Raw genomic sequence first — 25,648 nt, forward strand, 5'->3', positions numbered from 1 at the left:
CATTGCTGAGATAAATTTTTATAAGTGTAAAATAAATCGGGAAAAATTGGCATGCTAAACGGTAAATCACTACTTTCTTTACATACCAAGTACTAATTATATTTTGATCTAATCTACAACATTAATAAGCGCGTATGATTAGGATGACAAAATTGGAGACAATAATGAAATTAAGACAGCTACTTTTGGGTGCGATCGTGACCATATCGATGGCGGCCTGCACCGGACTGCCAAATGGAATTGAACCGGTCAAAGAATTTAATGTTGAGCGATACCAAGGTACTTGGTACGAAATTGCAAGGTTGGATCACGCATTTGAGAGAGGAATGCAAAATGTTACCGCGACTTACAGCCAAAATTCGGATGGCTCTATCAAGGTTGTTAATCGGGGGTATGTAACAGAAGAGCGAGTGTGGAAAGAAGCGATAGGAAAGGCCAAGTTTGTTGCAAATAAGGAAATAGCGCACCTTAAAGTATCATTTTTTGGACCATTTTATGGAAGCTATGTGGTATTTGAATTAGATGAAGACTATCAATATGCTTTTGTAACAAGCTATAACCGAGATTATCTATGGTTACTTTCAAGAACTCCGAAAGTGTCTGAAGCTGTTATGAATAAATTTAAAGCGACATCTGATAGATATGGCTTTGACACTGAAGCACTTATTTATATGGAGCATGAAGCAATAGAGCCAGAGTAGTGTAAACCCCCTTTACAACAAGTACCCTTTTTGGGTTTTTATTTCAATGGTCGTGAGACAACGGCCATCGTGTCTTATTCCTGTAGGAAATGGTTAATAAATCATTCAGTCAACTGTAACAGGAACACTTCACACTGTTGCACGCTTTTCAAAACAATAATACTTAGGAACTGGAGTAACTCATGAAGCGTGTAGCATATTCTTTAATAGCAGCGGCAGTTGCCATGGCACTGACAGCTTGTGACGGTGACGATGGTGCGCAAGGCGCCACGGGCCCGAAAGGTGAGCAAGGAACTGCGGGTCAAGATGGAACAAATGGCACCAATGGTCAGGATGGTGTCGATGGCACTGATGGCACCAGCGGCAAGGACGGTGTGGATGGTACTGACGGTACTGATGGTCGTGACGGTAGTTATAGTGTTCCTGGTCTAGTCCGTATCGCAACGGTACCAGCAGGTGCAGAGGTAACGGGTCTTTTCCTCTCTCAAGGTGGTGATTTATTCTTTAATGTGCAACATCCAAATGACACAAACACTGAGACAGATAACTTTAACAACACGCCTTTTAATACAGGTACAGTGGGTGTCCTCACAGGTGTGAATTTTAATAACTTGCCATCTAATATACCCAGTGCTCCAGTACCTGCATCAACCATGGAGCAACAAACGGTGGTTTCTGCAATTGGCCAATACCAAATTTTGGGGCAAACAGGTGATAAGTTCTCGCAGCTAGGTGACAAAGGATTAGCCGGCGGTCTTGGGGTACATTACAGTATCTCCACAGGTGAAGAAATCATTAAAAACGACAATCCTGATTTTAATGGCTTTATTCCAGTAACTGCGGATTCTGGTTACCTGTTTACAAACTGGGAAGCCTACCCTGGTGGCGTAAGCCGTTTAAAAATGAGCAAATCGACAACTGGTAAGTGGTCAATTGAAGAAGCAATGATGGTTGATTTTGATGGTGTTAAAGGCACTGCGGCGAATTGCTTTGGCTCAGTTTCTCCTTGGGGAACTCCGCTAACTTCTGAAGAGTGGATTGTATGGTCCGCGGTTGATACGACACAAGATCCACAGTGGAATAACCCTGCCGAAACAGGGAATGACACGATGGAAGCGTTGACAGCACCTGACTTTCCTAATCCATATCGCTACGGCTATATTGCAGAGATCCAAAACCCGACAACAGACACTCCAGATGTGGTGAAGCACTTCACAATCGGACGATATGAACATGAAAACTCAGTCGTGATGCCGGATCGTCGCACTGTTTATTCATCACAAGATGATACCGGTGGAGTATTGTTTAAGTTTATTGCCGATCAACCTGAAGATTTAAGTGCAGGTGTGCTATATGCGGCAAAATTAAAGCAAGATAGCGGATTGACAGATCCTGCTGTTACCGGGTTTGACATCTCTTGGGTGGAGCTTGGCCGAGGTAGTAATGCGCAAATTGAAACTTGGATTGCTGAGTATGATGGTATTAATACATCAGACTATGTGGAAGGGCAAACAAGCTACTTGTCTGTTGCGGACGTTAAAGCGTGGGCGACAGGGGCTGCAACCTATCCAACCATAGAAAATGGTGGCGGCAAAGTAACAGCTGGTAAACCTATGGATAACAGAGCTATTTTCCTTGAGTCACGACAAGCTGCACGTCAAAAGGGCGCAACGGCTGAATGGCGCAAGCTTGAGGGCATTAGTATTAATCATAACCGCGTTTTGGAGGCTGTAACCGGACAAGATGTGGTGCCTGGAGAAGTCGTTGATAAAGCGTATATGTATATCGGGATTGCAGATATAGATAAAACCATGATTGATGGTGAGGGTGATATTCAACTTTCAGCACGGGTGAAAGATTGTGGCGGTGTATATCGAGCACATATCGACAATAACTATAACTTAACACGTATTGAGCCAGTTGTGATGGGATCGACGTACCGCTCTTCACTTACTGGTGCTGAGCGCTGTGATGTGAATCAACTCTCACAACCTGACAACGTGATTGTGATGGAAGATGGTCGCATCATTATCGGTGAAGATGGCTTCCAAGAAAACAATACGCTATGGCTTTATGATCCAAAGCAAAATAACTAAATAGATGGCAGTGCATTTATCGATGCACTGCATTTTTTTGTCCAAATTTTGGAGTCATAAAAGTGAAATACGTTAGCCTTTTTACCGTACTTTTTAGTTGTATTAGCATAGTTGGTTGCGATAATGAGCAACCTAACATAGTGAACAATACGTTGTTAGAAGTAGCGCAAGCTTCGCCACCTTATCAGCCAGGAGATGATATTCCCGCTACTGCATATATGGAACATAATGAAGTTTATAACCCTGAATCAGTTATCCCACCTCAGTGTTACACAAAAACAGATGGCGTGAAGAACCCATGCTACGCGTGTCATCAGTCATACGACGATAAAAGTAGGCCGAACATGATGCGAGATGCAAACTTACAAGGTGCCTATGAGTTTTCTGATTTGGGGTTCAAAAACCACTGGAAAAACTTGTTTATAGACCGCTCTGAACTTATTAAGCGTATTTCAGATCAAGATATTACTAACTGGGTTAATCAAGACAATTACACACCTTTTATTGAAAAGCTTAAAAATGACCCAAGCTGGAAAGGCGAAATAACACCAATCAAAGATTTGGCATACCCAGATAAAGCATTCAATGAATTAGGGATAGCGAATGACGATAGTGGTTGGGTGGCATTTAATTATAAACCTTTTCCTAGCACCTTTTGGCCAACCAACGGCTCAACTGGGGATGTGATGATAAGGCTTGCCGACGCTTTCAGAGAAAAAGGTGATACGTATAACCAAGATGTGTACTTAACAAATCTGAGTTTAGTGGAGTTGGCTGTAAAGGGGCTTGACGAAATATCTACGCCCTTAATTTCAGAATTGCGAGTTGGTGAGGATTTAAATGGCGATGGCAAAATAGCACAAGTAAATAAAATAAAACGCCGCCTACATTATGTTGGAGATGCGAAGCACATCCAACTTGCCCATCAGCTGTACCCTGAAGATACTGAGTTTTTGCATACTGTTCGTTACATAGGAGTAGACGATAATGGGCAGATATTTAACGCGCCCAGAATGAAAGAAGTACGCTATATGAAAAAGCATAACTTTAAGTCAAAACAATCTCTGGGAGCCGCTTATTATCGTGAAGCAAAAGAAAAGTCTTTTGAAAACTACCCTCAAACACTTTACCTTGGTGATTTAGGGATTAACAACAACTTCGGCTGGACCATTAACGGATACATCGAAGACAAGTCGGGGCAACTTCGTCCGCAGCATGAGCAAGAATTAGCGTTTTGTAATGGCTGCCACAAGACGATCGGCTCTACGTATGATCAGACTTTCTCGTTTGCGCGAAAAGTTGAGGGTAAGCTTGGTTGGGGTTATATCAATTTACACGATATAAAAGATGTGCCAAATAAAGGTGAAGTACAAGGAGAGTTTTTAACTTATATGATGCGTGTCGGAGGAGGGGATGAGTTTAGGCAAAATCAAGAAATGCTAATGCGCTGGTTCAACAAGGATGGCTCGCTAAATACAGAGAAAGTGAATGCTATTGAAAATATATATGAGCTAATTACACCTTCAAAAGCGCGTGCATTGGCATTGAATAAAGCATACTTGACGATTGTGCATGAGCAAAGCTACTTATTTGGTCGCGATGCTACCTTAGTGAAAGCAAAAAACGTGCTTGAGCAAGTTGATGACTCGCAGCAACCACTCGCCCCCCAACACCGATATGTTTGGGATATGCAGTTAGACTGGAAGGCAACAACCCAGCATGTCTCACGATAAAAAGGGTACTCATTTCATAAGAGTTAAGCGATACATTGTGAGTTTACTCTAGTACGTAAGCTTCGCAGTAGGCAATGACTTCAGCCGCTGTTATTCCTCAATATCGTATCGGTGGAAATAATAGCGGCTTCAAGGCCTATCATCACTCCCATCATGTATTAGATCGTAATTTTACTAACTGAGTTGGACAGTGACATTAAAGTTAACTTTCACCATCAGCTTTTCAATTATCTAAAATAGACACGCTAGATAAAGGAATAATATGCTGTGAGTTTAAAAGCCATGAGTTAGCACATCCCTCATCTCTGTTGGTTTGTAACTTTAGGGCTATGTTCCCTTGTTTGGATCAGATTTTTACTAAGCTAATGCAAAGAGAAAATATATAGATCATATTTTTACTAACTAACCAATCAAAAAGAGCGAATTGGATCAGAATTTTACTAAGTGTATGTGGTTTGAGTTAGTAAATTTGCGTCTTGAAGTGGAGTGCTGGCGATATTTTGTTCTAAATGTTGTTCTTTCAAAGGGTTAACTAAGAAACCTTAGTAAAATAGTGATCTGAAAAGGGCGCTGCAAGCAGCGCCTTAGTTAAATAATGATCCAATATAGTGAGCACAATACGATGCTAAAGCTCACTAGGTAAAATAGTGATCTGAAATAGTGAGGCTTGGTTGCAAAAATAGCCACCAGTAGCAGCACTGCTACTGTCATGTAACCAATAAATTGTACGCTACCATATGCGCCTTGAGTTACGATTGACAGTATCAGGCTGCCTATAAGACAAAGCCAGCTGGCAATATTTAAGTGACTTGTTATATTACCTTTTGGGCGTTTGCCTAGTACTTCTTTATAGTGGTTGGGTTTCGCTATGGCAAATCCCATAAAGGCAAGTAGACAAAATAAAAATATCAGCCATTGCATCAGATCTTAACCTCGCGTTGAGAGCGGCGGGAGGGTGCTGCTGGTGTTACTTGGGAGCGACCTAACTTCCTAGCTTGCACCAAAAAGCTTACGGCAATACCAATAGCCAGTGCGTCAAAACCAAATAATACCCACTGTTTATGTATTAAATAACTCACCAAGTTCCCTTCAATCGTGAGCATGGACACTACAGGAAGTCCCGCCCATGCGAGCGCGTTTACTTTAGCCGTCAGTTGCCAAGCTAATCTATCCGATTTGTAACAGGCAGCGATGGCAACGATAGCCCAGACAATAAAGAATACGAGTACCTCTTTGTCTGCGCGTGCAACAAGCTCCGTGGGTAATAAACGATTGGCATAGAAAAATGCTGCCGTTGCCGCTGGTAGACCCATTATTGTACCTAAGTTTAGAGACTCTACCAGTTTAAGGCCAAAGCCTGGCTTTTCATCTCTCTTAAGCTTTTGGCGTAGCCGCTTAGCCCACATGACAGCACCTGTTGCTATCATTACGCAGCCTGCGAGTCCTGCAATAAAGTACAGCCATCGCAGGGTCGGCTCTGCCAACCGTCCTGTGTGTAGTGCTATCATGCCGCCGTAGAGGTTTTCTGCACCAGATAAGGTGACATTGTGTGTTTTTAATAACTCACCAGATGCGGCATTGTACATCCAGCTCGGTGGATCATCCTGTACAGCACGCCCCGCGTTGGCATAAAGCTTTATAGTTGCGCTTGCATCGTTTGGTGATGAAATAACGACACGGCGAAGTGGCGCATTGCCTGAGTTAGTATAATAGTGATCCAATGCTTTATTTAACGCAAGCTCCTGAAGCGGCAGCCCTGTAGCAGGTGCTGTCGCAAGTAGAGGATAGCGTTCGGCTCTTAGCGTTCGTTTGTCTTCATAGCGTTGCTGCGCAGGTTGTGGTAACAGCATAAAAATTAGCGTAACCAAACCGGTGTAGGTGATCATTATATGAAAAGGCAAAGCAATGACGGATGAGACATTATGTGCATCTAACCAACTTCGAAGACCTTTTTTGCTTCTAAATTGAAATAAATCCTTAAAAATACGCTTATGGATCACCACACCAGAGATTAGCGCAATCAGCATGAATAAGGTCGCGAAGCATACAATCCACCGTGCGGTTATTGCATTCATATAATGTAAGTCGAAATGAAGGCGATAGAAGAAGTTGCCTCCTTTTGTATCTCTAAACTCAGGTAGCGCATCTAACGTGATCGGATCCAAGTATTCTGAATGGCGCTTCCCTCTTCTTTCTCCTTCTTCGGGTTTCTCAGAGTACATAAGTAAAAGGCTCGGGCGGCGCTCGGTTGGCAGTTCTATACGCCAAGATTCGGCTGTGGGAGCAATGTGTTGAAACCGTTCTATGCTTTTTGTAACGGTTTGCTGTTGAAAAGCATGGTTATATTGCGGTAAATGATGTGTCGCTGGCTGCGCCCATAAGCTAATTTCATGTCTGAAAAAACTCGCAGTCCCAGCAAAGAAGATTAAAAATAGCAACCAACAAACGAGTAAACCAACCCAGGTGTGTAACCAAGTCATACTACGAAAAAATGACTCCCTCACAGCTTGCCTCCAAGCAGTGTCAACGTGCCGTAAAGAATACAAAGTACTCCAATCATGCTAAGCAATACCTTTCTAAAAGAGCGGCATCCGAATACCCATATAAAAGTGATAGGATAAAAAAGAATGCCTGTTGTTAATGCGTATAAAAGCGCATCTAAGCGCTTTATTGGTAAGGTTAAAGCAAGCAGAGACGAAGCCATAACGGTGACAAAATAGCCGCCGATTATAGCGATTAAAAAACGTGAAATTACTTGCGATTTGTATAAAGCTGCCTCAATTTTAGTGTTATCCTGATTAGGCATAGTACCCCTTAAAATTACAACAAGAGTAATAGATTATTATCCAATAATTTGCATCTAAATGATAGTGATTCGCACTTGTTTTCATGGCCTGCTACTCAATTGACATAACTTGAGCTGCTACCGTTGGGTGATATTCTGTACTTGTATATTTCGTCTAGTTGTTATGGTGGGAGTCGGTTACACAACAGGCTTCAAATGGAGTTAAACTAAGTAAGTATTAAATAAAAGCTTCAGTGCATTGGGGGATAAGCGTTGCTATGCGATAATCTTGGTTGTTTTTTATTGCCAAAACCAGCAAGCTAAAATGGATATTTTTACACAAGTGAACTTATGTCGGTTCTGCGAACCTGAGTTACCTCTTGGGGCTAACCCAATTATTCAGGGAAATAGTCTTTCGAAAATACTCATCATTGGACAAGCTCCGGGATTGAAAGCGCATAACAGCAGGTTACCGTTTAATGATCCTAGCGGCGATAGATTGCGCAGTTGGCTCGCTGTGGAGCGGGCGCAATTTTATAATCCAGATCTCTTTGCCATCATGCCAATGGCGTTTTGTTATCCCGGTAAAGGTAAATCAGGTGATTTAGCACCAAAGGCAGTGTGCGCGCCAAAGTGGCATCAACAGGTGTTCGCATCTCTGAAACAAGTGTCTTTGACCTTACTTATCGGTCAATACGCACAGCGATATTATTTACCGCAGTACTCATCAGTGACAGACGTGGTAAAAGCAGCAAATTATGAAACCCAAAACATGATCCCGCTACCTCACCCAAGCCCTAGAAACCAAATATGGTTGAAAAAGCATAACTGGTTTGAAGAGTGTGTTATTCCACAACTGCAAGCAAAGGTAAGGAAGGCATTAGATGGGCATGAAGCGGCGATAATACCAATTTGACTTAATACTTGCTCAATTTGAAGGAGTAAATCTGACGCTAACAGCGTTAAAAATTTCTCATTTAGAACAACTAAATAGCAAAATTTTTGCCTCGTTATCGACAAGATTTTCTCGCCTCAAAATAGACCACTTAATTAAGCAAATTGGTATAAAAAGTGGGCGATAGATTCGTGTCATTGTTTGTTTCAAATACCGAAACTTTACATTTATTTGAAATACCCCTTTTGGGAATAAGATATTCCATATAATTTTATTTTTTGTAACCTTATATGTGGTCAATAATTAGCTCGTTCAATGCAGCCATAGTGGCAGAAGTAAACCAGCTTAGGTGATCTGAGCCTGCGCCAAGCAGTAATTTGCGTGAATATTTCTCATCATTTGGTTGCGTAATTAAGTGTATTACTCCATACTTCACTCTGTTTACATCACATACACTTTTTAACATTTTCAAAGGACTTGATAATGATTTATAAAGCTACCGGTTGGGCCGCCGTGCTCCTTTCTATCGTTGCATTATATCCAAGTATGCAGCCTGGTGCGTATTCTGTTATTGGTTTCTACCTTTGTTTGTTTTCTCTCATTATTGCTGCATTCGCGAGCCACATGGACAGGCCTATTTATTTTCGCGGGGCGATAGGCATATCACTCGTTAACATACTATTGGTTAACGATGGCACGCGAGCCAGCTTATTACTTGGACAAAGCGACTGGGTGTATATCGGTTCTATGTATGGGATTTTTCTCGTCGTGGTCAGCATCTGTGGATTTTTGGTGAGTAGAGACTTACTGATTTCAACTCTTGAAAACCATCGATAATGCTTAACGCCATGCAGCTGTTACATCAGGTTAATTAGACTGGTATTGAATGATGTTGTGTATGAGTTATGTCCTCTCTGTTTGGGGACGGCTATATATTATACTAGTTAGTCCGAGCTTAAAGGTTAAATCAGTTTCTTCCTTATCTCAGCCTAAGACTCGCTTTCATTCTTATAATTAGAATGAAGTTAGTGATTTTTACAAATTTTATATTATAAAATGGAATGTATACTTTCCTCATCGGCTCTTCAATAAAGAGCTCCCAATTTTATCAACTGAGGAAAGTATCATGAACATCATTAATATCATCAATCCAAGTAGTACGTTTTCATCGTTAGCATCTTTGTTTGGCCGCGTTGGGTTGTCAGCGATTTTCATCTTAGCCGCTGTTAATAAGATCCAATTTTACGAAGGCAACGCGGCGTATATGGCCTCCAGTGGTTTGCCTAGTGAGTTATTACCTTTGGTTATTGCGTTTGAGTTAATTGGAGCGCTCTTCATTTTGATTGGCGCTTTTACTCAACTAACAGCGCTCGCTTTTGCCGGATTTAGCTTAGTTAGTGCTTTGCTGTTTCACTTTGACCTTGCGGATCAAATCCAGTTTTTAATGTTTTTTAAAAATATAGCCATGGCCGGAGGCTTTTTGGCATTAGCGGCAACTGGCGCTGGTGACTTTAGTGTTGATAAAAAACTAAATAACTCACGTTTGATTAAGGTAAAAGGCGAGTCATAAAACTAAAGCTGCCCTTGCAAAAATAATTGCCGAATGTCGTAAAAGAAGCGCACAGGGTAGGGTCTGTGCGCTTGCGGGATCAATGCTAGGCTTGTTTAAATTTGGTATGTGCAACAAAGCACAGGAGACAGGTTTGTAGGGTGAATATGCTCAGGTGGTAATAAATTGCAAAACCTAAAGCGGCGTCAATAACACCAAGCGCTAACTGCGAAATATGGAAGGTAGGTAAAAGCCAAGCAAACCACTGCATAGGCTCAGGAAAAAGAGTAATTGGCAGCCAAAGACCTGACAACAGTGAAAGTGGTAAGTAGACTAAGTTGACGACAGCTGGCGCTGCTTTTGCCGACACACACAAGCCAATTACGAGCCCTAACAGACATAAAGGAAAGGTACCTAATAAGGCGATTAACACAATTATAAGAAACTGTTCCAAGGCTAATGATACACCTGAAAACAAAGCTAACATACTCATTAAACAGGCCACAATTAATGAAAAAACCGAGGCACTTACGCATTTTGCGAAGAGGTATTGGTATGCAGAAACAGGGGATAATTGCTTAAGAACCAACCAGCCATTTTGCTTTTCAATAGCCACGTTCACACCAAATGAAAATAACGCCGGGCTTATCATTCCAAATATCAAATAGTTGATAAACATATAATTGTGAGAGTCGTCATGGCTGAACATGATGCCAAAGAAAAGATAAAACAAGCATGGAAAGACTGATGCAGGGATCACAAATCCCTTACTTCTAAAAATACTCAATAGTTCAACTTTGCTTTCTAGTAAAAAAGACGTTGTATTCATCATGTTAAGCATTTCCATTATTCATTAAAGAAAGGTAAGCCTCTTCTAGGCTCATTGGTGCTACCTGTAAATTGTGAACATCAAATTGCGTTAATAGTCGCTGTAGAATGGGGTTTGGCTCGTTCGTTAGTATGGTGAACTTATTGCCTTCAACACTAAGATTTACCATAGGGAGAGCGTCAAGAAGTGTGACCTCAGGCAAATCGCAGGTAAACTTTATTTGAGCACGGGGGTAGATGTTAGCTAATTCTGGTATATCGGTTAGGTTTGTACACTTACCCTCCCTTAACACCAATAATTCATCAGCCAGTGTCTCAGCTTCATGAAGATAGTGTGTGGTAAGCAACACCGTTTTATTTTGCTGCTTTAGCGCGAAAATGGCTTGCCAAAGTTGTTGTCGCGATTCTACATCCATACCAACGCTTGGCTCATCTAAAAAAATAACATCCGGATCGCCCACCATCGCGATGGCCATAAATAATCTTTGTTTCTGCCCTCCAGAGAGCGTATCAAAGGTTTGCTGTAAAAAACCTTCGAGCTGACAGAGTGAGATAATGTCATCCAATGGGGTAGGGTGTTGATGATAGCTTGAAAAAAGCTCGATAAACTCTCGCACTTTGATATGCAGAGGCAGCCCGCCCAACTGCATCATAGCGCCAACACGCTGGCGACAAAATAATGAGTCTGGAGGATGACCAAGTACACGAACCTGTCCCGATGTTGGCTTTATTCTTCCGAGCATGATGTTTATTAAAGTAGTCTTCCCTGCACCATTTTGCCCCAAAATAGCATGCACTTGGCCTTGTTGAAGGGTAAGGTTTAGCCCCGCTAAAAGGGGGTTACTGTCTCGGTATCCAAAATTGATGTTTGATAAATCGATTGCGCTATTCACGGTCTTGATTCCATTTACTAGGTATATTTGCAGTATGTATAGGTAACGGAATGAATATCAGTGAGTGTTGTCAGAAAATAAAATGACAATTGTCAGAGGTGGAAAACGCAAGACAGGTGTGACGAACACCACACCTGTTAAAACCTCAGATATTAAAGGCCTGTGACTTTTGATAAATGTGTAGAGAGCGTAAGTTGTATTTTTGTATTGGGCGCTTTGACCGTAAATAACGCTTCTTCAAAATCACCTTTTGAAAAACTGTCATGAATATTATTGGATAAGGCGTAAGGCTCACTGGGCATGCCTGTAAATGGGAAAATCATTCGATCCATGCCACCATCACTGTCTTCGTCATGAATAACATGAATGGCATACTTACCAGCTGGTACCGACTCAAAAGTAACAGTGGTTAAGGGAGAAGTTGGGGCGACAACCAGTTTTCGAAAAAAGTGTGCATCGGGATCATTCACATTCTTGTCACTGTGGTAGTCGGCGCTGTTGTCAAATAACAATACCAGCATTTGTCCTTTAGTGTTACTTACTTCAGTAATTTCAACAGTTAGATTAGTTGGTGGGCCTGCAACAGCGTTTACACTGACAGGGCTGGTAGAACTACACGCCGTAAGTAATGCTAGCGCCATCAAAATAATTAGAGACTTCATCCTTTGCTCCTAGTAGCAGTTAAATTGTAGCCTCTCAAGCTTGTCAGATAATTGTGTTATTACTGTTAAAAATTGTTATTTTTGACGTGCATTATCACTGTTCAGACCAGAGTGAAGTGCTGCTGAGTATTTAATCTAATTATAGGCTAAGTTTATTCCATTCTATTAAATCGAACGTACTAACCAAATTTGACTAATTTTAATCTTTTTCAGCTTTGTTATGCTAATTCTCAACAAAGATATTGAGACATTATTATGAAGATACGTCGAATACAAAAAGCACAAGCAACAAGTGACGGAGCTGGTGTAAAGATTAACCGAGTGGCAGGTTTCGATGGAAAAAGTTTAGATCCATTTCTAATGATTGATGAATTAAGGTCGGAAGATCCGAAGGATTTTATGGCTGGTTTTCCACCTCACCCACATCGCGGTATAGAAACATTAACGTATATCAGAAAAGGTGGATTTGAGCACCAAGACCAAATGGGCAATCGTAAGGCAATCCAAGCCGGAGATGTTCAATGGATGAGTACGGGGCGTGGCGTAATACATAGTGAAATGCCGTTAAGTGATAAAGAGGGGATGCATGGGTTTCAGCTTTGGTTGAATATGCCAGCTAAAGAAAAGATGCGGGCGCCCAGATACCAAGATTCAACAAAGCAACCTGCAAAACAAGTAATGCTCGACGAAACAAGTTATTTTACAGCGCTAGCGGGTACATGGCAGGTTGGAGAGATGCAGCTAAAGACGGCGCTACAAGAGTTAGCTGGTCAAAGTGCACTTGCTGATGTGTGGCTACAAAAAGGAGCGCATTTACAGGTAGATATTACTCAATTTGCTAAAGTGATGATCTATATCCATACCGGACAATTGGAAAGTTATGGTGAGCAAACGCTTATCGAATTAGACTCAGACTTTTTGCTTGATATGGTGGCGACAAATAACGTCGGTTTCTTGCTCCTCGCTGGACAACCGATTAACGAGAAAATAGCGCATATGGGACCGTTTGTTATGAATACGCAAGAAGAGTTGCAACAGGCGGTGAGAGACTACCAAATGGGTCGCTTTGGCGACATTGTATAGGTGGTTTACATGGGACTATTAATTGATGGTCAATGGCACGACAAATGGTATGACACCAAGCGCAGCAAAGGCAAATTTGAACGGGAATCTGCAAAGCTACGTAATTGGATCACGCCCGATGGTCGTGAGGGAGCAACAGGAAAGGGTGGATTTAAAGCTGAGTCTGGTCGTTATCACTTGTATGTATCGCTAGCCTGTCCTTGGGCACATCGTACGCTTATTTTTAGAAAGCTCAAACAGTTAGAAGCGCATATTGATGTCTCGGTTGTGGATCCTGATATGCTTGACCAAGGTTGGAGTTTCTTAAGTCAACGCCCTGAGGTTGAAGAACGAGTGTACGGGCTTGAATTTATGCACCAGCTGTATACAAAAAATGATAAAAGCTACTCAGGCAGAGTAACCGTTCCCGTACTTTGGGATAAACAAACTGCACAGATCGTCAGTAATGAGTCGAGTGAAATCATCAGGATGTTCAATAATGCGTTCAATCACATCACAGGAGATAGTAGCGACTATTATCCACATGCGCTGAGAAGTGAAATTGATGAAATCAATGACTTTGTTTACCACAATATTAATAATGGTGTATATAAAGCAGGGTTTGCTACAACGCAAGATGCCTATCGCATTGCTGTTCATGATTTGTTTGAGGCATTAGACGAAATTGAAACTAGGCTTGCTAACACTCGGTACTTGGTTGCAGGGCAATTAACGGAAGCGGATTGGCGACTATTTACGACTTTGCTCCGGTTTGATAGCGTATATCATGGGCATTTCAAGTGTAATATTAAGCAGATAGAAGATTATCCAAATCTTAGTGCTTATTTGCGGGACTTATATCAACATGCTGGGATAGCTGAAACCGTCAATTTTGAGCACATAAAACGGCATTATTATTTTAGCCACACTATGATTAATCCGACCCAGGTAGTACCGGAAGGACCCAATATTGACTATCTGAGTGGCCATAACCGCCACAGACTTTCATTGTAAAAGAGAGCCAACATTGCCTTTGTATTGATTTAGACTAGAGTTAAATAGGCGATGATTATGTGGCTTTATGGTGTCGTCATCGTCTATTCTGAAAGTTGAGAGGCGGTGTTGGCGTCAACACATACGATTGTTTATTGTAATGTTAGTCGCAGCTTTGCGTAGTGTTGAATTTGGATAAAAAGCGAGATAAGTTGCGATTTTAAGTTATACCAATTCGCTTAGTTAAGCTTTCTATTTTGAGGCGAGAACACTTTGTCGATAGTCTCGTTACCACGCTTTGCTATCGCCAAGGTTTTTGCATTTGTGCGGGCACGGTAAAAATTTTGCTATTTAGTGGTTTTAAATAAGAAATTTTCAACGCATTTAGCGCTAGGGTTAATGCTTCAAATTGAGCAAGTATTAAGTCAAATTGGTATAAATCAATGCCTGTCTAGGTATAGAGCTATAGTGGTGATGCAGGGAGTACATGCTGCGGTCACAAAATCAAGGAGAAAGCGTGTCTTCTTCCAATATTGCTAAAAGTGCGATTGTATTATTGTTGGCGGTTCTGCTCGGGGCTATTTTATATTTTGAAAATAACATTCAAGACGACCTCAATGACAGTTTTTATCAGCGCTTGGAGCAAGTGCACTTAGCTCAAAATAATATCTATTTAAGTGAAATTGATGCCAGTAGAAGGTTTTTGTACTTTCTACTTGATACGCCCCCTATCCAAGGTATTGCCAGAGCTGAAAAAAATAATGGCATCGACCCGCAGGAGAATACGCCTTTACAAGTGTGGCGAGCGCGACTAAGCACAATTTTTAGATCTATGCTTTATTCTTACGACGGTCTGATTCAGATCCGGTTATTGGATGCACACACTGGACTGGAGCTAGTCAGAGTGGAGCGACAACTCGGAAAAGTTATTACGGTTTTAGATAGCAAGTTGCAAAATAAAAGCCAATATGATTATTTTACGCAGTCACTGCAACTGCCTGAGCGAACTATCTACTCAACGTCAATTAATTTGAACAAAGAGCGCGGTCAAATTGTTGTGCCGTTTCAACCCACGAAGCGTTTTACCTTACCCACCTACGATATTGATAACGATTTGTTCGGCATATTAGTGATCAACACCAATGCAGAAAAAATGATAAATAAAATTGTCTCACAAGCACCCAATACGCAAAAAGTGATAGTGCTAGGAGAGGGCGACTCATTTATTTATCATCCAGACTTTGCTCTGCGTTACAGCAGAGATCTCAATCCGGATATAGATTTTCGTAGCCGCTATCAAGTGCAGCCATGGAACAACAAACTACAGCTAGTGGAAGACAAAGAAACGAATGCACGCTTTTTAGCATTAATTAATGAAGTGGAAGGGGTAAACGTTGGCAGCTTGAAAGCGAAATTAGTCAATCTGATCTCATTTTCAATTTACCAGCAAAGTTTGAATGAAAAACGACTCACAACATATAGTTTACTTGCAGTTGCCAGTGGTGTATTTGCGTTGATTTTCTTTGCTTTTTGGCAATATACCCGAAGTTTACAAGCGCTTGACTCAACGCGTGCAGAGTTCAAAGCTATTTTAGATGGAGCATCAGATGGGGTGCTTGGTTTTGACAAAACTCTACGGCTCACAAGTTTTAATGAGTCGGCCACATCTTTTTTTAACAAATTGAATAATACCAAGCTCAGGAGTGAACCGCAGTTTCTACCTGACCCCGTATCTGCATTTATTTATGCTAATGCAAGTAAAGTACTTGAAGGCAAAGAAGTCGAGTCTCGCTCGATTAAGCTGACTCAAAGCGGTCAAGATAACAGTTGGTTATCGCTGAATTTATCGCCAATTTATGGTGGTAAACAAGTGATCCAAGGTGTGGCATTGTTTGTTGAAGATATAACCGCACAACAGGAGGCTGAAACACAATTGCTATTGGCGAATGAGCGTCTTGAAAATGAAGTCGCAGAGCGTACCAAGGAGCTAGTAGATGCGCGTGATAAAGCTGATAAAGCCTCAGAAGTGAAAAGTGCCTTTATCTCAACTATTAGTCATGAGATGAGAACGCCACTCAACGGTATTTTGGGGTCGCTGAATTTGGTTAGAAAGGAGCCTGTAACAAAGCATCAGCAAAAATATTTAGAAATGATGGAAACTAGCTCAACCACACTGTTGTCACTGATCAATGATGTGCTTGATTTATCAAAGATAGAAGCTGGAAAGTTAGAGATTGATAATGAACCTTTTAATCCACTTTCTGTGATTGAGCATGTAGCCTTGTCTATGTCTACCAAAGCCAAAGAGCAAGAGATAATTTACATAGTCGACCAACTAGGTCTCGAATACATCGAATTATGTGGGGATGCTGCGCGAGTCAAACAAGTTGTATATAACTTACTTAGTAACGCAATTAAATTTACCAAAGAAGGCTATGTTAAATTAAGTGCCACCACTGAACTGACAGACGATACGGTATGGCTTAAAGTTGCAGTGGAAGATACTGGTGTAGGTATAGACAAAGCAAACCATAATAAACTGTTCCAGTCTTTCAGCCAAGAGTCAACCAACACCGCAAATGAGTTCGGAGGTACAGGCCTAGGTCTTTCTATCTGTAAACAATTAGTTGAAAAGATGCTGGGGCATATTCGTTTTGAAAGTGAAAAGCATAAAGGTAGTGCATTTTGGTTCGAGCTACCGTTTGCTAAATCACAAGCTAAGGCTATCAACCTCCCCAGTTTTCTTGCTGGAAAAACCGTGTCTGTTTTTTGCGATACGACTGTTGAGTTGGACTACATGATTAAACTCATCACGAAGTTTGGCGGGCAACATGTTGATCATGCTCGCCCAAGCGATATTTGTATTGCAACCAGTAAACAAGCGTTTTCTCAGGTAGAGCAAGTAGCAAGTGAGTTCAAAAAGGTGATTTTGGTTGGCGATGAACTGCAACATATCAATGATTCTGACAATATTGTGCATATATCCGCACCTGTGAGGTTGGGCGAGTTTGTCTCTGTGTTTGACCTCAATAAAGCTGTGACCCTTCAGCCGAGCTTAAAGAAATCAGGAGAGGCAGTAACGCTTACAGGCAACTTGGTAGCAGGGTGCGAGTTTCTTGTGGTTGATGATAACCAAATTAATCGCATTGTTGCTAAAGGTATTTTAGAAGGACAAGGTGCTAAAGTGCAATTTGCAGTAGATGGTCAGGATGCTATCAATAAACTATTATTATTTGAGGATCAAGGGGTTAATTTTGATGCCATCTTTATGGATTGCAATATGCCTGGAATGGATGGCTACCAAGCGACAAGAGCTATTCGTCAAGGGCAAGGTGGTGAGTGTTTTTGCAATACAACAATCATTGCGATGACAGCAAGTGCTTTGGCGGGAGAAAAAGAGCGCTGTCTCAGTGCAGGTATGGACGAATTTGTGACCAAACCAGTTGTAATTGAGCAGCTATTTTCAGTGCTAGAGAGCCTCAACATCTATGCTAAAGAAGATGATTCGGTGCTTATCCAACCATTTGATTTTGGCAACCAAGACGATGAAGAGGTACGGCAACAACTCCCCATTTCAGAGAGTGAGGTAATTGCGCGGTTATCAGGAAACTACGAGCTGTTACAACAGCTTTATGCGCTGTTTTTACAAGACTCTGAAAGTAAAATGCAGCAACTAATACTAAGCATTAAAAATAGTAACTGTGACGCAACTGTAAAATACAGTCATTACCTGAAAGGGCAAGCTGGAGATTTGGCTGCTCAAAAGTTGTTTGATGTGCTCGATAATATTGAAACATACGCCCGAAACCATCAGGCTGGTCAATGTAAGTCCCACCTCGCAGCTGCGCAAATAGAGTATGAGAATGTACTTAAGTTTGTAAAAAATCGAGTTGCAGAGCTAGAACAACAACACGCCAAGAGTTAGTAAAATGTTTGGTTGTATGGATACAGTTCCCCTTTTGCCATCAAGAAACGTGGATGGCGCTATCACGAGGTTTTATCGCTCACAAGGGGTTAATTAACAAAATTTATTGTGTATAAATCTTCCGTAAATTCTGGCGTCATTGCACCAAAGCGATACAATGGGTTTGGTATAAAGTTAGGCTGAACTATTCGTTAGGATATTTCGGCCAGTCGTAGTCCATTTGCATCGCGGTTTTTCGAGCGGTAGCCTGCCCAAAGCGCTTTTTCACAAGCTCCAGGCTCATATCGATACCAGCAGAGATACCCGCTGAGCTAGTAAAATTTTGATCCATCACAAATCGTGTGTCTTCAATGACTTCTAGGCTAGGATATTGCTCACGTAAATCATCGAGATCTTGCCAATGTGTTGTGACACGTTTGCCATCTATAATACCGGCCTCTGCGTACAAAAATATGCCAGTACAAACTGATGCACACTGTGAAGTATGATTTGCGGTTTCTGCAAGCCAATTGAGCACATTGTGGTTTCCACAAATTTTGTGGTGAAGTCCTCCAACGACAATAAGTAAATCGAATTTAGGATGTGAATGTATGCTGTAATGGGGGTTTACACTCATTCCACCCCTTGTTGTGACGGGGATATGAGTAGGTGCAACTAGGCTGACGTTAATGGGGGTATCTATAAAGCGTTTTGCTGTATTGAATACTTCAAATGGACCACAAAAGTCTAAACATTCTGCGCCATCGTATATGAAAATGCCTACTTCCATTATCTATTCTCACAGATCAGTTTTTTACTAACTTGGCTGATTTCAGCTAATTTTTCAAGGTAAATTGTAACAATCCATGAAAAAGCTTTTGGTTTTGCACTAAGCGTTGGGCTATTTATGCAGCGTAACTGTTGAGATTAACCCATTTTGCAGCCGATGAGTGCACTTCTTGCTGCTCTATCGCGTAGAATCAGGTTTTACCCGCAAAGCAATTGCACTTTTGAAGGCAATCCGTAATATTTCCCTTCAAGATAACAACAAGCGATGAAATATTATGTTCAAACCTTCTATCACATTATTAAGCGCTGCAGTGTGTGTAGCCCTTGCTGGTTGCGCAGGTACTACTAACAAAACGGCTGAGCCGGTCAAATTAGTTCAAGACAAACAGTATGATAATGTGCTGTTACAGGAATTTTCAGGTCCTTATCAAGGTGTTCCTCAGTTCGATAAAATGAAACTGAGTGATTTAGAAGCCGCTCTTGAAATCGGTATGGCAGATAATCTGAAAGAAATTGAAGCGATTGCGAACAACCCAGCAGAGCCTAATTTCGATAATACAATTGTGGCATTAGAGCGCACTGGTGCAGCTTTAGATCGTGTTTTTACCTACTACGGTCTGTGGAGTTCAAATATTTCAAGTCCTGAGTTTAGAGAAATTCAGTCGCGAGTAGTACCAAAGTTTTCTGAATTTAGCTCTAAGATCACACAAAATCAAAAGCTGTTTGAACGAGTGAAAACGGTGTATGAAAGCGCAGAGTATAAAAAGCTAACTGCGGAAGAGCAGCGTATTACTTGGATGCGCTACAATAGCTTTGCACGTAATGGTGCAACCCTCACAGGTGATGACGCTAAGCGTTATGCAGACATTAATCTTGAATTGTCAAAACTACACACAAAATTTGCGAATAATGTACTTGCTGACGAAGAAAACTATGTTGTTTACCTCAGTGAAGCGCAGCTGTCAGGTTTGCCTGAGTCATTTGTGGCGTCTGCAGCGGCTGCAGCGAAAGCGCGAGGTAAGTCAGGGATGTACGCGATTACAAACTCTCGTTCTTCGATGGATCCATTTTTAACTTACTCAACAGAACGTGAGCTACGTGAAAAAGTTTGGAATAACTACTATAACCGTGGCAACAATGGCGGTGAGTTTGACAATAAAGCTATTATTTCTGAAATCTTAAAGCTCAGACACGAACGTGTTAATTTACTGGGCTACGAGAATTATGCTCAGTGGCGTCTTGAAGACCGTATGGCCAAAAAGCCAGAAAATGCCATGGCACTGATGAAGAAAGTGTGGCCAGCAGCCATTGCTCGTGTAGAAGAAGAAGTTGCGGATATGCAGGCTATCGCTGATAAAGAAGGAGCCAAGATCACTATTAAGCCATGGGATTATCGTTTTTACGCTGAAAAAGTACGCCAAGCTAAATATCAGTTAGATTCAAATGAAGTGAAGGCTTACTTACAATTGGATAACCTGCGCGAGGCGATGTTCTATGTTGCGGGTCGTCTGTTTAACTTTGAGTTTACTGAAATCACCGATGGGTCGGTACCTGTTTTCCACCCAGATGTTCGAGTGTGGGAAGTGACCGACAAAACATCAGGTGAAAATATCGGCCTGTGGTACCTAGACCCATTTGCACGTAAAGGTAAGCGCTCTGGAGCGTGGGCTTTATCGTATCGCAGTCATACCACATTTGATGGTAAAACCAATGTGTTGAGCTCAAATAACTCTAACTTTGTAAAAGCACCAGAAGGAGAAGTTACACTTATTTCTTGGTCTGATGCTGAAACTTACTTCCATGAGTTTGGCCATGCACTTCATGCACTATCATCGAATGTGAAATACCCAAGCTCTAACTCTGGTGTGCGTGACTATACAGAGTTCCAGTCACAGCTATTGGAGCGCTGGCTTGCAACTGATGAAGTAATTAACCGTTACTTAGTACATTACAAAACAGGCAAGCCTATGCCTAAGGCACTTATCGAGAAAATTAAAAAGTCAGCGACCTTTAATCAAGGTTTTGCAACGACTGAGTACTTAGGTTCAGCGATTATGGATATGTTGTTCCACACAACGGATCCAGACAAAATTGGCGACCCAGTTGCATTTGAAAAGTCACAGTTAGATACGCTTGGCATGCCGAGTGAAGTGGTTATGCGTCATCGCACGACACATTTTGGTCACGTATTCTCTGGTGAAGGGTACTCTGCAGGCTACTACGGTTACCTATGGGCTGAGGTATTAACATCTGATGCTGCAGAAGCTTTTGCTGACTCTCCTGGCGGTTTCTACGATAAAGACGTTGCACAGCGTCTGGTGGATTATCTGTTCTCGGTACGTAACGCAATGGATCCAGCCGAGGCGTATAGAAAGTTCAGAGGTCGTGATGCCAAAGTTGAAGCATTAATGCGTGATAGAGGTTTTCCAGTAGAAAAGTAACACTGAATATGCACACCAAAGCCCCCTAGTGACCAACTAAGGGGCTTTTTCATTTAGTATTTTGAGTTAGATTGATCACTGAACAAAGACTTTAGCCCGTCTGCAAACTGTTTTAACTGTATTTTCATTGAGCGTTTTACACTGACCTCAAGACTTCCCAAAATGGTTCTACCTTTAATATATATGCGAGGGCGTTGTTTTACTTGAGTATTTGTCGCTAAGGTATTTCGTGTATTTTCGACCGAACCCATAACATTGTTTATATCGGTTATCACATCCACTGAATCAGGAATATAGATTTCGCCACTGCCTAGAATGCAGTCCATGTAAATATGTACTTCAGGGTGGCTAAAAATAGCGCAAGTAAAATCCAACTCAATACTACCGAGATAATTTCTTATATGGATTTCCTTGGGAACAATCCATTCACCGCTGCGGTGGCTTGACCCTAACATTGAAGTCATGTGCATTTTTTCGACATCCTCAGTCGATGAGGTAAACTTTGGTCCCAACCGAGCTGCTTTTTCAGTGTGATATCTGGGGTCTGACTTGAGTGGTAAGTCGGCACTCAATGCGGCAATTTTTTGTTGTTCTTGTAAATTGTAGGCTTGATCTAATCTTCTCTCGAACGCCTCAGCTGATAGTTCACCATGGCTATAGTTGAGTATTAGCTGGTCGATGATTTCCTCTCTAACTGACTCGAGAGGCCTATCTTGTAGTGGTACAGACATAACATGAGGTTCCATTTCGTTGATGTGCTAGGTATTAAGCAATTATTAAGCCACTGAAAGCTTTTAATAAAATCAAATGGTTAAAATAACAACAAAACGTGACTTTATGATAAACACTAAAACTTAACGAATGAGCCTACTATTTGGTCAAAATAATCTACTTGATTAAGCAAATGAATTTCACTCCTCGCTGGTTGGCCTTTTCTATGAGGTTGAAATCACTGTGGCATTTGCTAAGGTGTAATACCAATTTGACTTAATACTTGCTCAATTTGAAGGAGTATATCTGACGCTAACCGCGTTAAAAATTTTTTATTTAGAACAACTAAATAGCAAAATCTTTGCCTTGCCTACAGGACGTAGGTACCTCGGCGTGAGCAGGGCGCGGAAGCGGTGTTATCGACAAGGTTTTCACGCCTCAAAATAGACCACTTAATTAAGCAAATTGGTATAATCTCAACTAGTTGGCTTAACTAAGCTAGGAATTAGTTGATATTCAGTGGACAAAAATCAATTAATCAAGGAGTTTTCTCATGGCGAAAAAAGACGATATAAAGCAACTTAAAAAGGAAATAAAAGCCCGTAAAGCAAAGATTGAAAAGCATGAAGCTAAAATCAAAAAGCTGAAAAAGGCGATTAAAAAGGCATAGCCGCAGCACCATCAGTGTGACTTGATTTTTTGTAATTCAATCAAGGCACACTGATGCCGAATGCGGGCGCAGACCATTACCTCAAGCTACTTACCTTGTGATGTCGCTTCATAGCAATAAACTAAAACAACTGCCTTTTTCGATTTCGGAGCAGACACTAATCCGGCCTTTATGACGATGAAGAATTTGTTGACTAAGTGCAAGTCCTATTCCTGAGCCATTGGATTTGGTAGTAAAAAACGGCACGAAAATTTTATCAATGGCACTTTGCTCTATTCCTACACCATTGTCTGTGACCTTTATCTCACATTTGCCGTAGCGATTAATAGTAGCGGTTACTTGGACTACTTTTTCTTGCTTGTTAGATGTTGCGTTAAGCGCCTCTTTGGCGTTGCTGAGGAGATTCAATAGCACTTGCTCTATCATTTTTCTATCGATCTTGATGGTCAGTGACGCAGGGGAAACATCAAAGGACAAAGAGATTTTGGCTTCATTAAATTCGTTTTGGACAAGGGGAGCAATATCATCAAACAGTGCTTTGACTGTAACTGGTCTCAGCTCAAGCTCTGGAATATGGGTGAGCTTTCTATAATTATCGATAAACCCGAGCAAAGATTGGCTGCGTATCCCTATGGCTTGTAAGCTCTGAAGATAGTCTTCAACAAGCTCTTTGTCTGCTACTGTACCTGCGAGGTGATTGTTAGTCATGTTCACAAGTGTATTAGAGAGCGAATAGATGGGCGCAACTGAATTACCAATTTCGTGAATAAGTACTCGGATCAACTTTTGCCAAGATTCAATTTGCGTACTTTCAAGCTGCTCTGAGATAGCGGTAAACAGCCAAAGCTCGTATTGGTTATTATGATTAGAAAAAGTGAAGTATTTAAATAGTAGATCGGCAGTAATATGACTACCTACTTTGGCCTGTTCAAGCTCTGGGTGAACTTTTAACAATGAAGTTCCTGTTTCGGCACCGCGAATATCGAGTAACTGCTTTGCGCTGTTATTACAGAGTATAATAGTATGGCCATTTTTTATGAGGATGAGGCCAGCCTCAATATGTTGTAACATGGTTTCATAAGTGGTCACTAACTCATCTTGTTTGACTTTATCTTCTCGCACCTTTTGCATCATTTCGTGACAAACAGTGAGCGCTTGCTCACTAATAGGGTGTGCATGATTAATCCGAAAGCTACTATCTTGGTATTTGAGCGCAGTAAATACCTCTTCGAATTGTTGTTTTTGGCTTTTTAATGTGGAAATAGATAAAGCAGAGAACCCTGCGGCAATAGCGACAGCCAGCATGCTAAACAGGTGAGCGTAGCTATGAAGTAGGCCTAAAACCCCAAGCGTCGCGAATAAAATAGCCCCAAGTTGAAAGGCTATCATTCGAGTAAGAGGCTTATTCCACATCGTACTTCTCCATTTTTCGATAAAGCGATGCGCGTGTTATGCCAAGCGCTTTAGCAGCGTGACTGATGTTGCCTTTGAAGTCTTTAATCGCGCGTTCAATGGTTTTTTGCTCAATTTCTGCCAGGTTGTAAGAGTCTGTCACTAGGTTGTCAGGTGCATGTGTTTTTGATGTAGTGAGTTGGAACTCGAGCTGTGCCGAGTCAGACAAAATAACGGCACGCTCCACTAAATGCTGCAACTCACGGATATTACCTGGCCACTGGTACTGTACTAGCTCTGCCATCACTTTATCGCTGACAGTTTTGCGCGCTAACTTGTACTTTTTACTATATAAATCGGCGTAAAACTCGATAAGTAACGGAATGTCTTGAGGCCTATCTCTGAGCGCTGGGAGCGTCAACTCAACCGTATTGATGCGATATAATAAATCTTGGCGAAAATTACCTTCACGAACCATATCATATAGGTTCATGTTGGTTGCTGTGATCAGCCGTAAATCGACTTCAACTTGCTTGCTGCCACCTACAGGCGTGACTATTCTATTTTGGATAGCGGTAAGTAGTTTCCCTTGTAATGCTAAGGGAATATTTGCGATTTCATCTAAAAACAAAGTTCCGGAGTCTGCCAATTCGAAACGGCCTGGCTTATTGCTCTTGGCATCAGTAAATGCACCTTTGACATGACCGAACAGTTCACTCTCAAATAACGAGCTGGCAATCGTCCCCATGTCCACAGACATAAAGGTGTGCTCTTGTCGCAATGATTGTTTGTGTAGCTCCCTCGCGACGACTTCTTTCCCTGTGCCACTTTCACCTAAAATAAGTACATTGGCATCGGTTTTTGCCGCTTTTTCTATGGTTTGAAAGACTTGCTCCATGGCGGGACTTGACGCAATTAAGTGTTCAAACGGTTTATGTTGTGCAGCCATTGAAATTTGTGCGAGCTGCGTCAGTTTTTTGGACTTTTGTCTTTGTTCGCTCAGTTCAATGCAGTTTGCGACTGTGGCCAGAAGTTTCTCATTTTGCCAAGGCTTAAGTACAAAATCATTGGCGCCAAGTTTAATAGCATCAACCGCCATGTTTAGGTCACCGTAGGCGGTAAAGAGCACAACGACAGCATCTTCATCTATTGCTTTTATTTGCTTTAGCCAATAAAAACCTTCAGCACCCGAGGTAGACTCTCGAGTGAAGTTCATGTCTAACAGTACTAGCGCAAAGTCTTGTTCAGACATCGCTTTTTTAATGTCATGGGGATTATCTAACGTTACCACTTTTTTATAATATTGTTTGAGCAACATTCTCGTGGCGACAAGTATTTCGGTGTTATCGTCTACAACTAAAATCGCTTTGTTATTGACCGCCATAGGATCTCCTTACCTCGTAAAACTGTACGATATCGTACACTAGGTGTTTAATTTTTTTACACTCTTTTGTTCCTTTATTTTATTGTTTAAACTTATCTTCATGATTTTTATGCTGTTTTTTATTTGGCATGTAACTTGAGTTATTAAATCCAACTAAATT

Annotated in this window: 19 protein-coding genes; 10 read left to right on the forward strand and 9 right to left on the reverse strand. The window is 41.4% G+C overall.

The annotated features are described in order from the left end of the window. Positions 1 to 164: 164 nt before the first annotated feature. The 3 genes from HUZ36_RS09035 (at position 165) to HUZ36_RS09045 (ending at position 4,530) form a co-directional block, all read left to right on the forward strand. Positions 165 to 701 (forward strand): lipocalin family protein, encoded by a 537-nt coding sequence (locus HUZ36_RS09035; RefSeq protein WP_176032641.1) that lies wholly within the window; start codon positions 165 to 167, stop codon positions 699 to 701. 182 nt (positions 702 to 883) lie between these two features. Then, positions 884 to 2,797 carry an alkaline phosphatase PhoX gene (locus tag HUZ36_RS09040; protein ID WP_125251221.1) on the forward strand — a complete coding sequence of 638 codons (1,914 nt, stop codon included), beginning with the start codon at positions 884 to 886 and terminating at the stop codon, positions 2,795 to 2,797. Positions 2,798 to 2,859: 62 nt separating this feature from the next. Further along, positions 2,860 to 4,530, forward strand: a complete 1,671-nt coding sequence (locus HUZ36_RS09045) for a hypothetical protein (RefSeq protein WP_176032642.1) — start codon at positions 2,860 to 2,862, stop codon at positions 4,528 to 4,530. Between the two features lie 588 nt (positions 4,531 to 5,118). Here HUZ36_RS09045 and HUZ36_RS09050 read toward each other — a convergent pair. Beyond that, positions 5,119 to 5,451, reverse strand: a complete 333-nt coding sequence (locus HUZ36_RS09050) for a DUF3325 family protein (RefSeq protein WP_128730573.1) — start codon at positions 5,449 to 5,451, stop codon at positions 5,119 to 5,121. Further along, positions 5,451 to 7,034, reverse strand: a complete 1,584-nt coding sequence (locus tag HUZ36_RS09055; protein WP_176032643.1) for a PepSY-associated TM helix domain-containing protein — start codon at positions 7,032 to 7,034, stop codon at positions 5,451 to 5,453. The genes HUZ36_RS09050 and HUZ36_RS09055 overlap by 1 nt, the downstream gene beginning before the upstream one ends. A gap of 606 nt (positions 7,035 to 7,640) precedes the next feature. On the opposite strand from HUZ36_RS09055, the gene HUZ36_RS09060 reads away from it, so the two are divergent. The 3 genes from HUZ36_RS09060 to HUZ36_RS09070 all read left to right on the forward strand — a co-directional run bounded on the left by HUZ36_RS09060 (position 7,641) and on the right by HUZ36_RS09070 (position 9,780). Continuing rightward, complete coding sequence (locus HUZ36_RS09060; protein ID WP_176032644.1) at positions 7,641 to 8,231, forward strand: uracil-DNA glycosylase family protein; 591 nt, start codon at positions 7,641 to 7,643, stop codon at positions 8,229 to 8,231. Between the two features lie 462 nt (positions 8,232 to 8,693). Continuing rightward, positions 8,694 to 9,047 carry a hypothetical protein gene (locus HUZ36_RS09065; protein WP_128730577.1) on the forward strand — a complete coding sequence of 118 codons (354 nt, stop codon included), beginning with the start codon at positions 8,694 to 8,696 and terminating at the stop codon, positions 9,045 to 9,047. Positions 9,048 to 9,336: 289 nt separating this feature from the next. Beyond that, positions 9,337 to 9,780 (forward strand): DoxX family protein, encoded by a 444-nt coding sequence (locus tag HUZ36_RS09070; protein ID WP_176032645.1) that lies wholly within the window; start codon positions 9,337 to 9,339, stop codon positions 9,778 to 9,780. Between the two features lie 85 nt (positions 9,781 to 9,865). Here HUZ36_RS09070 and HUZ36_RS09075 read toward each other — a convergent pair whose 3' ends face one another. The 3 genes from HUZ36_RS09075 to HUZ36_RS09085 all read right to left on the reverse strand — a co-directional run bounded on the left by HUZ36_RS09075 (position 9,866) and on the right by HUZ36_RS09085 (position 12,142). After that, the gene (locus tag HUZ36_RS09075; protein WP_125252520.1) at positions 9,866 to 10,591 is read right to left on the reverse strand and encodes an ABC transporter permease; all 726 of its coding nucleotides are present in this window, start codon (positions 10,589 to 10,591) and stop codon (positions 9,866 to 9,868) included. 1 nt (position 10,592) lies between these two features. Continuing rightward, entirely contained in the window at positions 10,593 to 11,480 is an 888-nt protein-coding gene (locus HUZ36_RS09080) for an ABC transporter ATP-binding protein (protein WP_176032646.1), read from the reverse strand. A gap of 152 nt (positions 11,481 to 11,632) precedes the next feature. After that, positions 11,633 to 12,142 carry a DUF2141 domain-containing protein gene (locus HUZ36_RS09085; protein WP_125252522.1) on the reverse strand — a complete coding sequence of 170 codons (510 nt, stop codon included), beginning with the start codon at positions 12,140 to 12,142 and terminating at the stop codon, positions 11,633 to 11,635. A 255-nt stretch (positions 12,143 to 12,397) separates the two neighbouring features. Between HUZ36_RS09085 and HUZ36_RS09090 the strand changes: the two genes are divergently transcribed. The 3 genes from HUZ36_RS09090 to HUZ36_RS09100 all read left to right on the forward strand — a co-directional run bounded on the left by HUZ36_RS09090 (position 12,398) and on the right by HUZ36_RS09100 (position 18,122). Next, entirely contained in the window at positions 12,398 to 13,225 is an 828-nt protein-coding gene (locus HUZ36_RS09090) for a pirin family protein (RefSeq protein WP_147390972.1), read from the forward strand. A gap of 9 nt (positions 13,226 to 13,234) precedes the next feature. Continuing rightward, positions 13,235 to 14,218: a glutathione S-transferase family protein gene (locus HUZ36_RS09095; RefSeq protein WP_147390971.1), complete on the forward strand. Its 984-nt coding sequence runs from the start codon at positions 13,235 to 13,237 to the stop codon at positions 14,216 to 14,218. Positions 14,219 to 14,714: 496 nt separating this feature from the next. Continuing rightward, positions 14,715 to 18,122 (forward strand): ATP-binding protein, encoded by a 3,408-nt coding sequence (locus HUZ36_RS09100; RefSeq protein WP_176032647.1) that lies wholly within the window; start codon positions 14,715 to 14,717, stop codon positions 18,120 to 18,122. A gap of 184 nt (positions 18,123 to 18,306) precedes the next feature. Here the strand turns inward: HUZ36_RS09100 and HUZ36_RS09105 are convergent, their stop codons facing one another. Then, positions 18,307 to 18,891, reverse strand: a complete 585-nt coding sequence (locus HUZ36_RS09105; RefSeq protein WP_147390969.1) for a DJ-1/PfpI family protein — start codon at positions 18,889 to 18,891, stop codon at positions 18,307 to 18,309. A 274-nt stretch (positions 18,892 to 19,165) separates the two neighbouring features. Here HUZ36_RS09105 and HUZ36_RS09110 point away from each other — a divergent pair, with 274 nt between their 5' ends. Further along, on the forward strand, positions 19,166 to 21,331 hold the full coding sequence (locus HUZ36_RS09110) for a M3 family metallopeptidase (protein ID WP_176032648.1): 2,166 nt from the start codon (positions 19,166 to 19,168) through the stop codon (positions 21,329 to 21,331). A 53-nt stretch (positions 21,332 to 21,384) separates the two neighbouring features. Here the strand turns inward: HUZ36_RS09110 and HUZ36_RS09115 are convergent, their stop codons facing one another. The 3 genes from HUZ36_RS09115 to HUZ36_RS09125 all read right to left on the reverse strand — a co-directional run bounded on the left by HUZ36_RS09115 (position 21,385) and on the right by HUZ36_RS09125 (position 25,488). Continuing rightward, positions 21,385 to 22,062, reverse strand: coding sequence for a LiaF domain-containing protein (locus HUZ36_RS09115; RefSeq protein ID WP_176032649.1), 678 nt, complete (start codon positions 22,060 to 22,062; stop codon positions 21,385 to 21,387). Between the two features lie 758 nt (positions 22,063 to 22,820). Then, positions 22,821 to 24,125, reverse strand: coding sequence for a sensor histidine kinase (locus HUZ36_RS09120; protein ID WP_176032650.1), 1,305 nt, complete (start codon positions 24,123 to 24,125; stop codon positions 22,821 to 22,823). Continuing rightward, positions 24,115 to 25,488, reverse strand: a complete 1,374-nt coding sequence (locus tag HUZ36_RS09125) for a sigma-54-dependent transcriptional regulator (RefSeq protein ID WP_176032651.1) — start codon at positions 25,486 to 25,488, stop codon at positions 24,115 to 24,117. Before HUZ36_RS09125 ends, HUZ36_RS09120 begins: the two co-directional genes overlap by 11 nt. Positions 25,489 to 25,648: the final 160 nt, after the last annotated feature.

The organism is Pseudoalteromonas sp. McH1-7, assembly GCF_013366255.1.
GTDB classification, from domain to species: domain Bacteria; phylum Pseudomonadota; class Gammaproteobacteria; order Enterobacterales; family Alteromonadaceae; genus Pseudoalteromonas; species Pseudoalteromonas peptidolytica.

Excerpts from the sequence above, each read along its gene's own strand:
- HUZ36_RS09085 (WP_125252522.1), bottom strand. The coding sequence starts at position 12,142 with ATGAAGTCTCTAATTATTTTGATGGCGCTAGCATTACTTACGGCGTGT.
- HUZ36_RS09105 (WP_147390969.1), bottom strand. The coding sequence starts at position 18,891 with ATGGAAGTAGGCATTTTCATATACGATGGCGCAGAATGTTTAGACTTT.
- HUZ36_RS09040 (WP_125251221.1), top strand. The coding sequence starts at position 884 with ATGAAGCGTGTAGCATATTCTTTAATAGCAGCGGCAGTTGCCATGGCA.
- HUZ36_RS09060 (WP_176032644.1), top strand. The coding sequence starts at position 7,641 with ATGGATATTTTTACACAAGTGAACTTATGTCGGTTCTGCGAACCTGAG.
- HUZ36_RS09070 (WP_176032645.1), top strand. The coding sequence starts at position 9,337 with ATGAACATCATTAATATCATCAATCCAAGTAGTACGTTTTCATCGTTA.
- HUZ36_RS09035 (WP_176032641.1), top strand. The coding sequence starts at position 165 with ATGAAATTAAGACAGCTACTTTTGGGTGCGATCGTGACCATATCGATG.
- HUZ36_RS09120 (WP_176032650.1), bottom strand. The coding sequence starts at position 24,125 with ATGTGGAATAAGCCTCTTACTCGAATGATAGCCTTTCAACTTGGGGCT.
- HUZ36_RS09050 (WP_128730573.1), bottom strand. The coding sequence starts at position 5,451 with ATGCAATGGCTGATATTTTTATTTTGTCTACTTGCCTTTATGGGATTT.
- HUZ36_RS09095 (WP_147390971.1), top strand. The coding sequence starts at position 13,235 with ATGGGACTATTAATTGATGGTCAATGGCACGACAAATGGTATGACACC.
- HUZ36_RS09125 (WP_176032651.1), bottom strand. The coding sequence starts at position 25,488 with ATGGCGGTCAATAACAAAGCGATTTTAGTTGTAGACGATAACACCGAA.
- HUZ36_RS09115 (WP_176032649.1), bottom strand. The coding sequence starts at position 22,062 with ATGTCTGTACCACTACAAGATAGGCCTCTCGAGTCAGTTAGAGAGGAA.
- HUZ36_RS09090 (WP_147390972.1), top strand. The coding sequence starts at position 12,398 with ATGAAGATACGTCGAATACAAAAAGCACAAGCAACAAGTGACGGAGCT.
- HUZ36_RS09075 (WP_125252520.1), bottom strand. The coding sequence starts at position 10,591 with ATGATGAATACAACGTCTTTTTTACTAGAAAGCAAAGTTGAACTATTG.
- HUZ36_RS09110 (WP_176032648.1), top strand. The coding sequence starts at position 19,166 with ATGTTCAAACCTTCTATCACATTATTAAGCGCTGCAGTGTGTGTAGCC.
- HUZ36_RS09065 (WP_128730577.1), top strand. The coding sequence starts at position 8,694 with ATGATTTATAAAGCTACCGGTTGGGCCGCCGTGCTCCTTTCTATCGTT.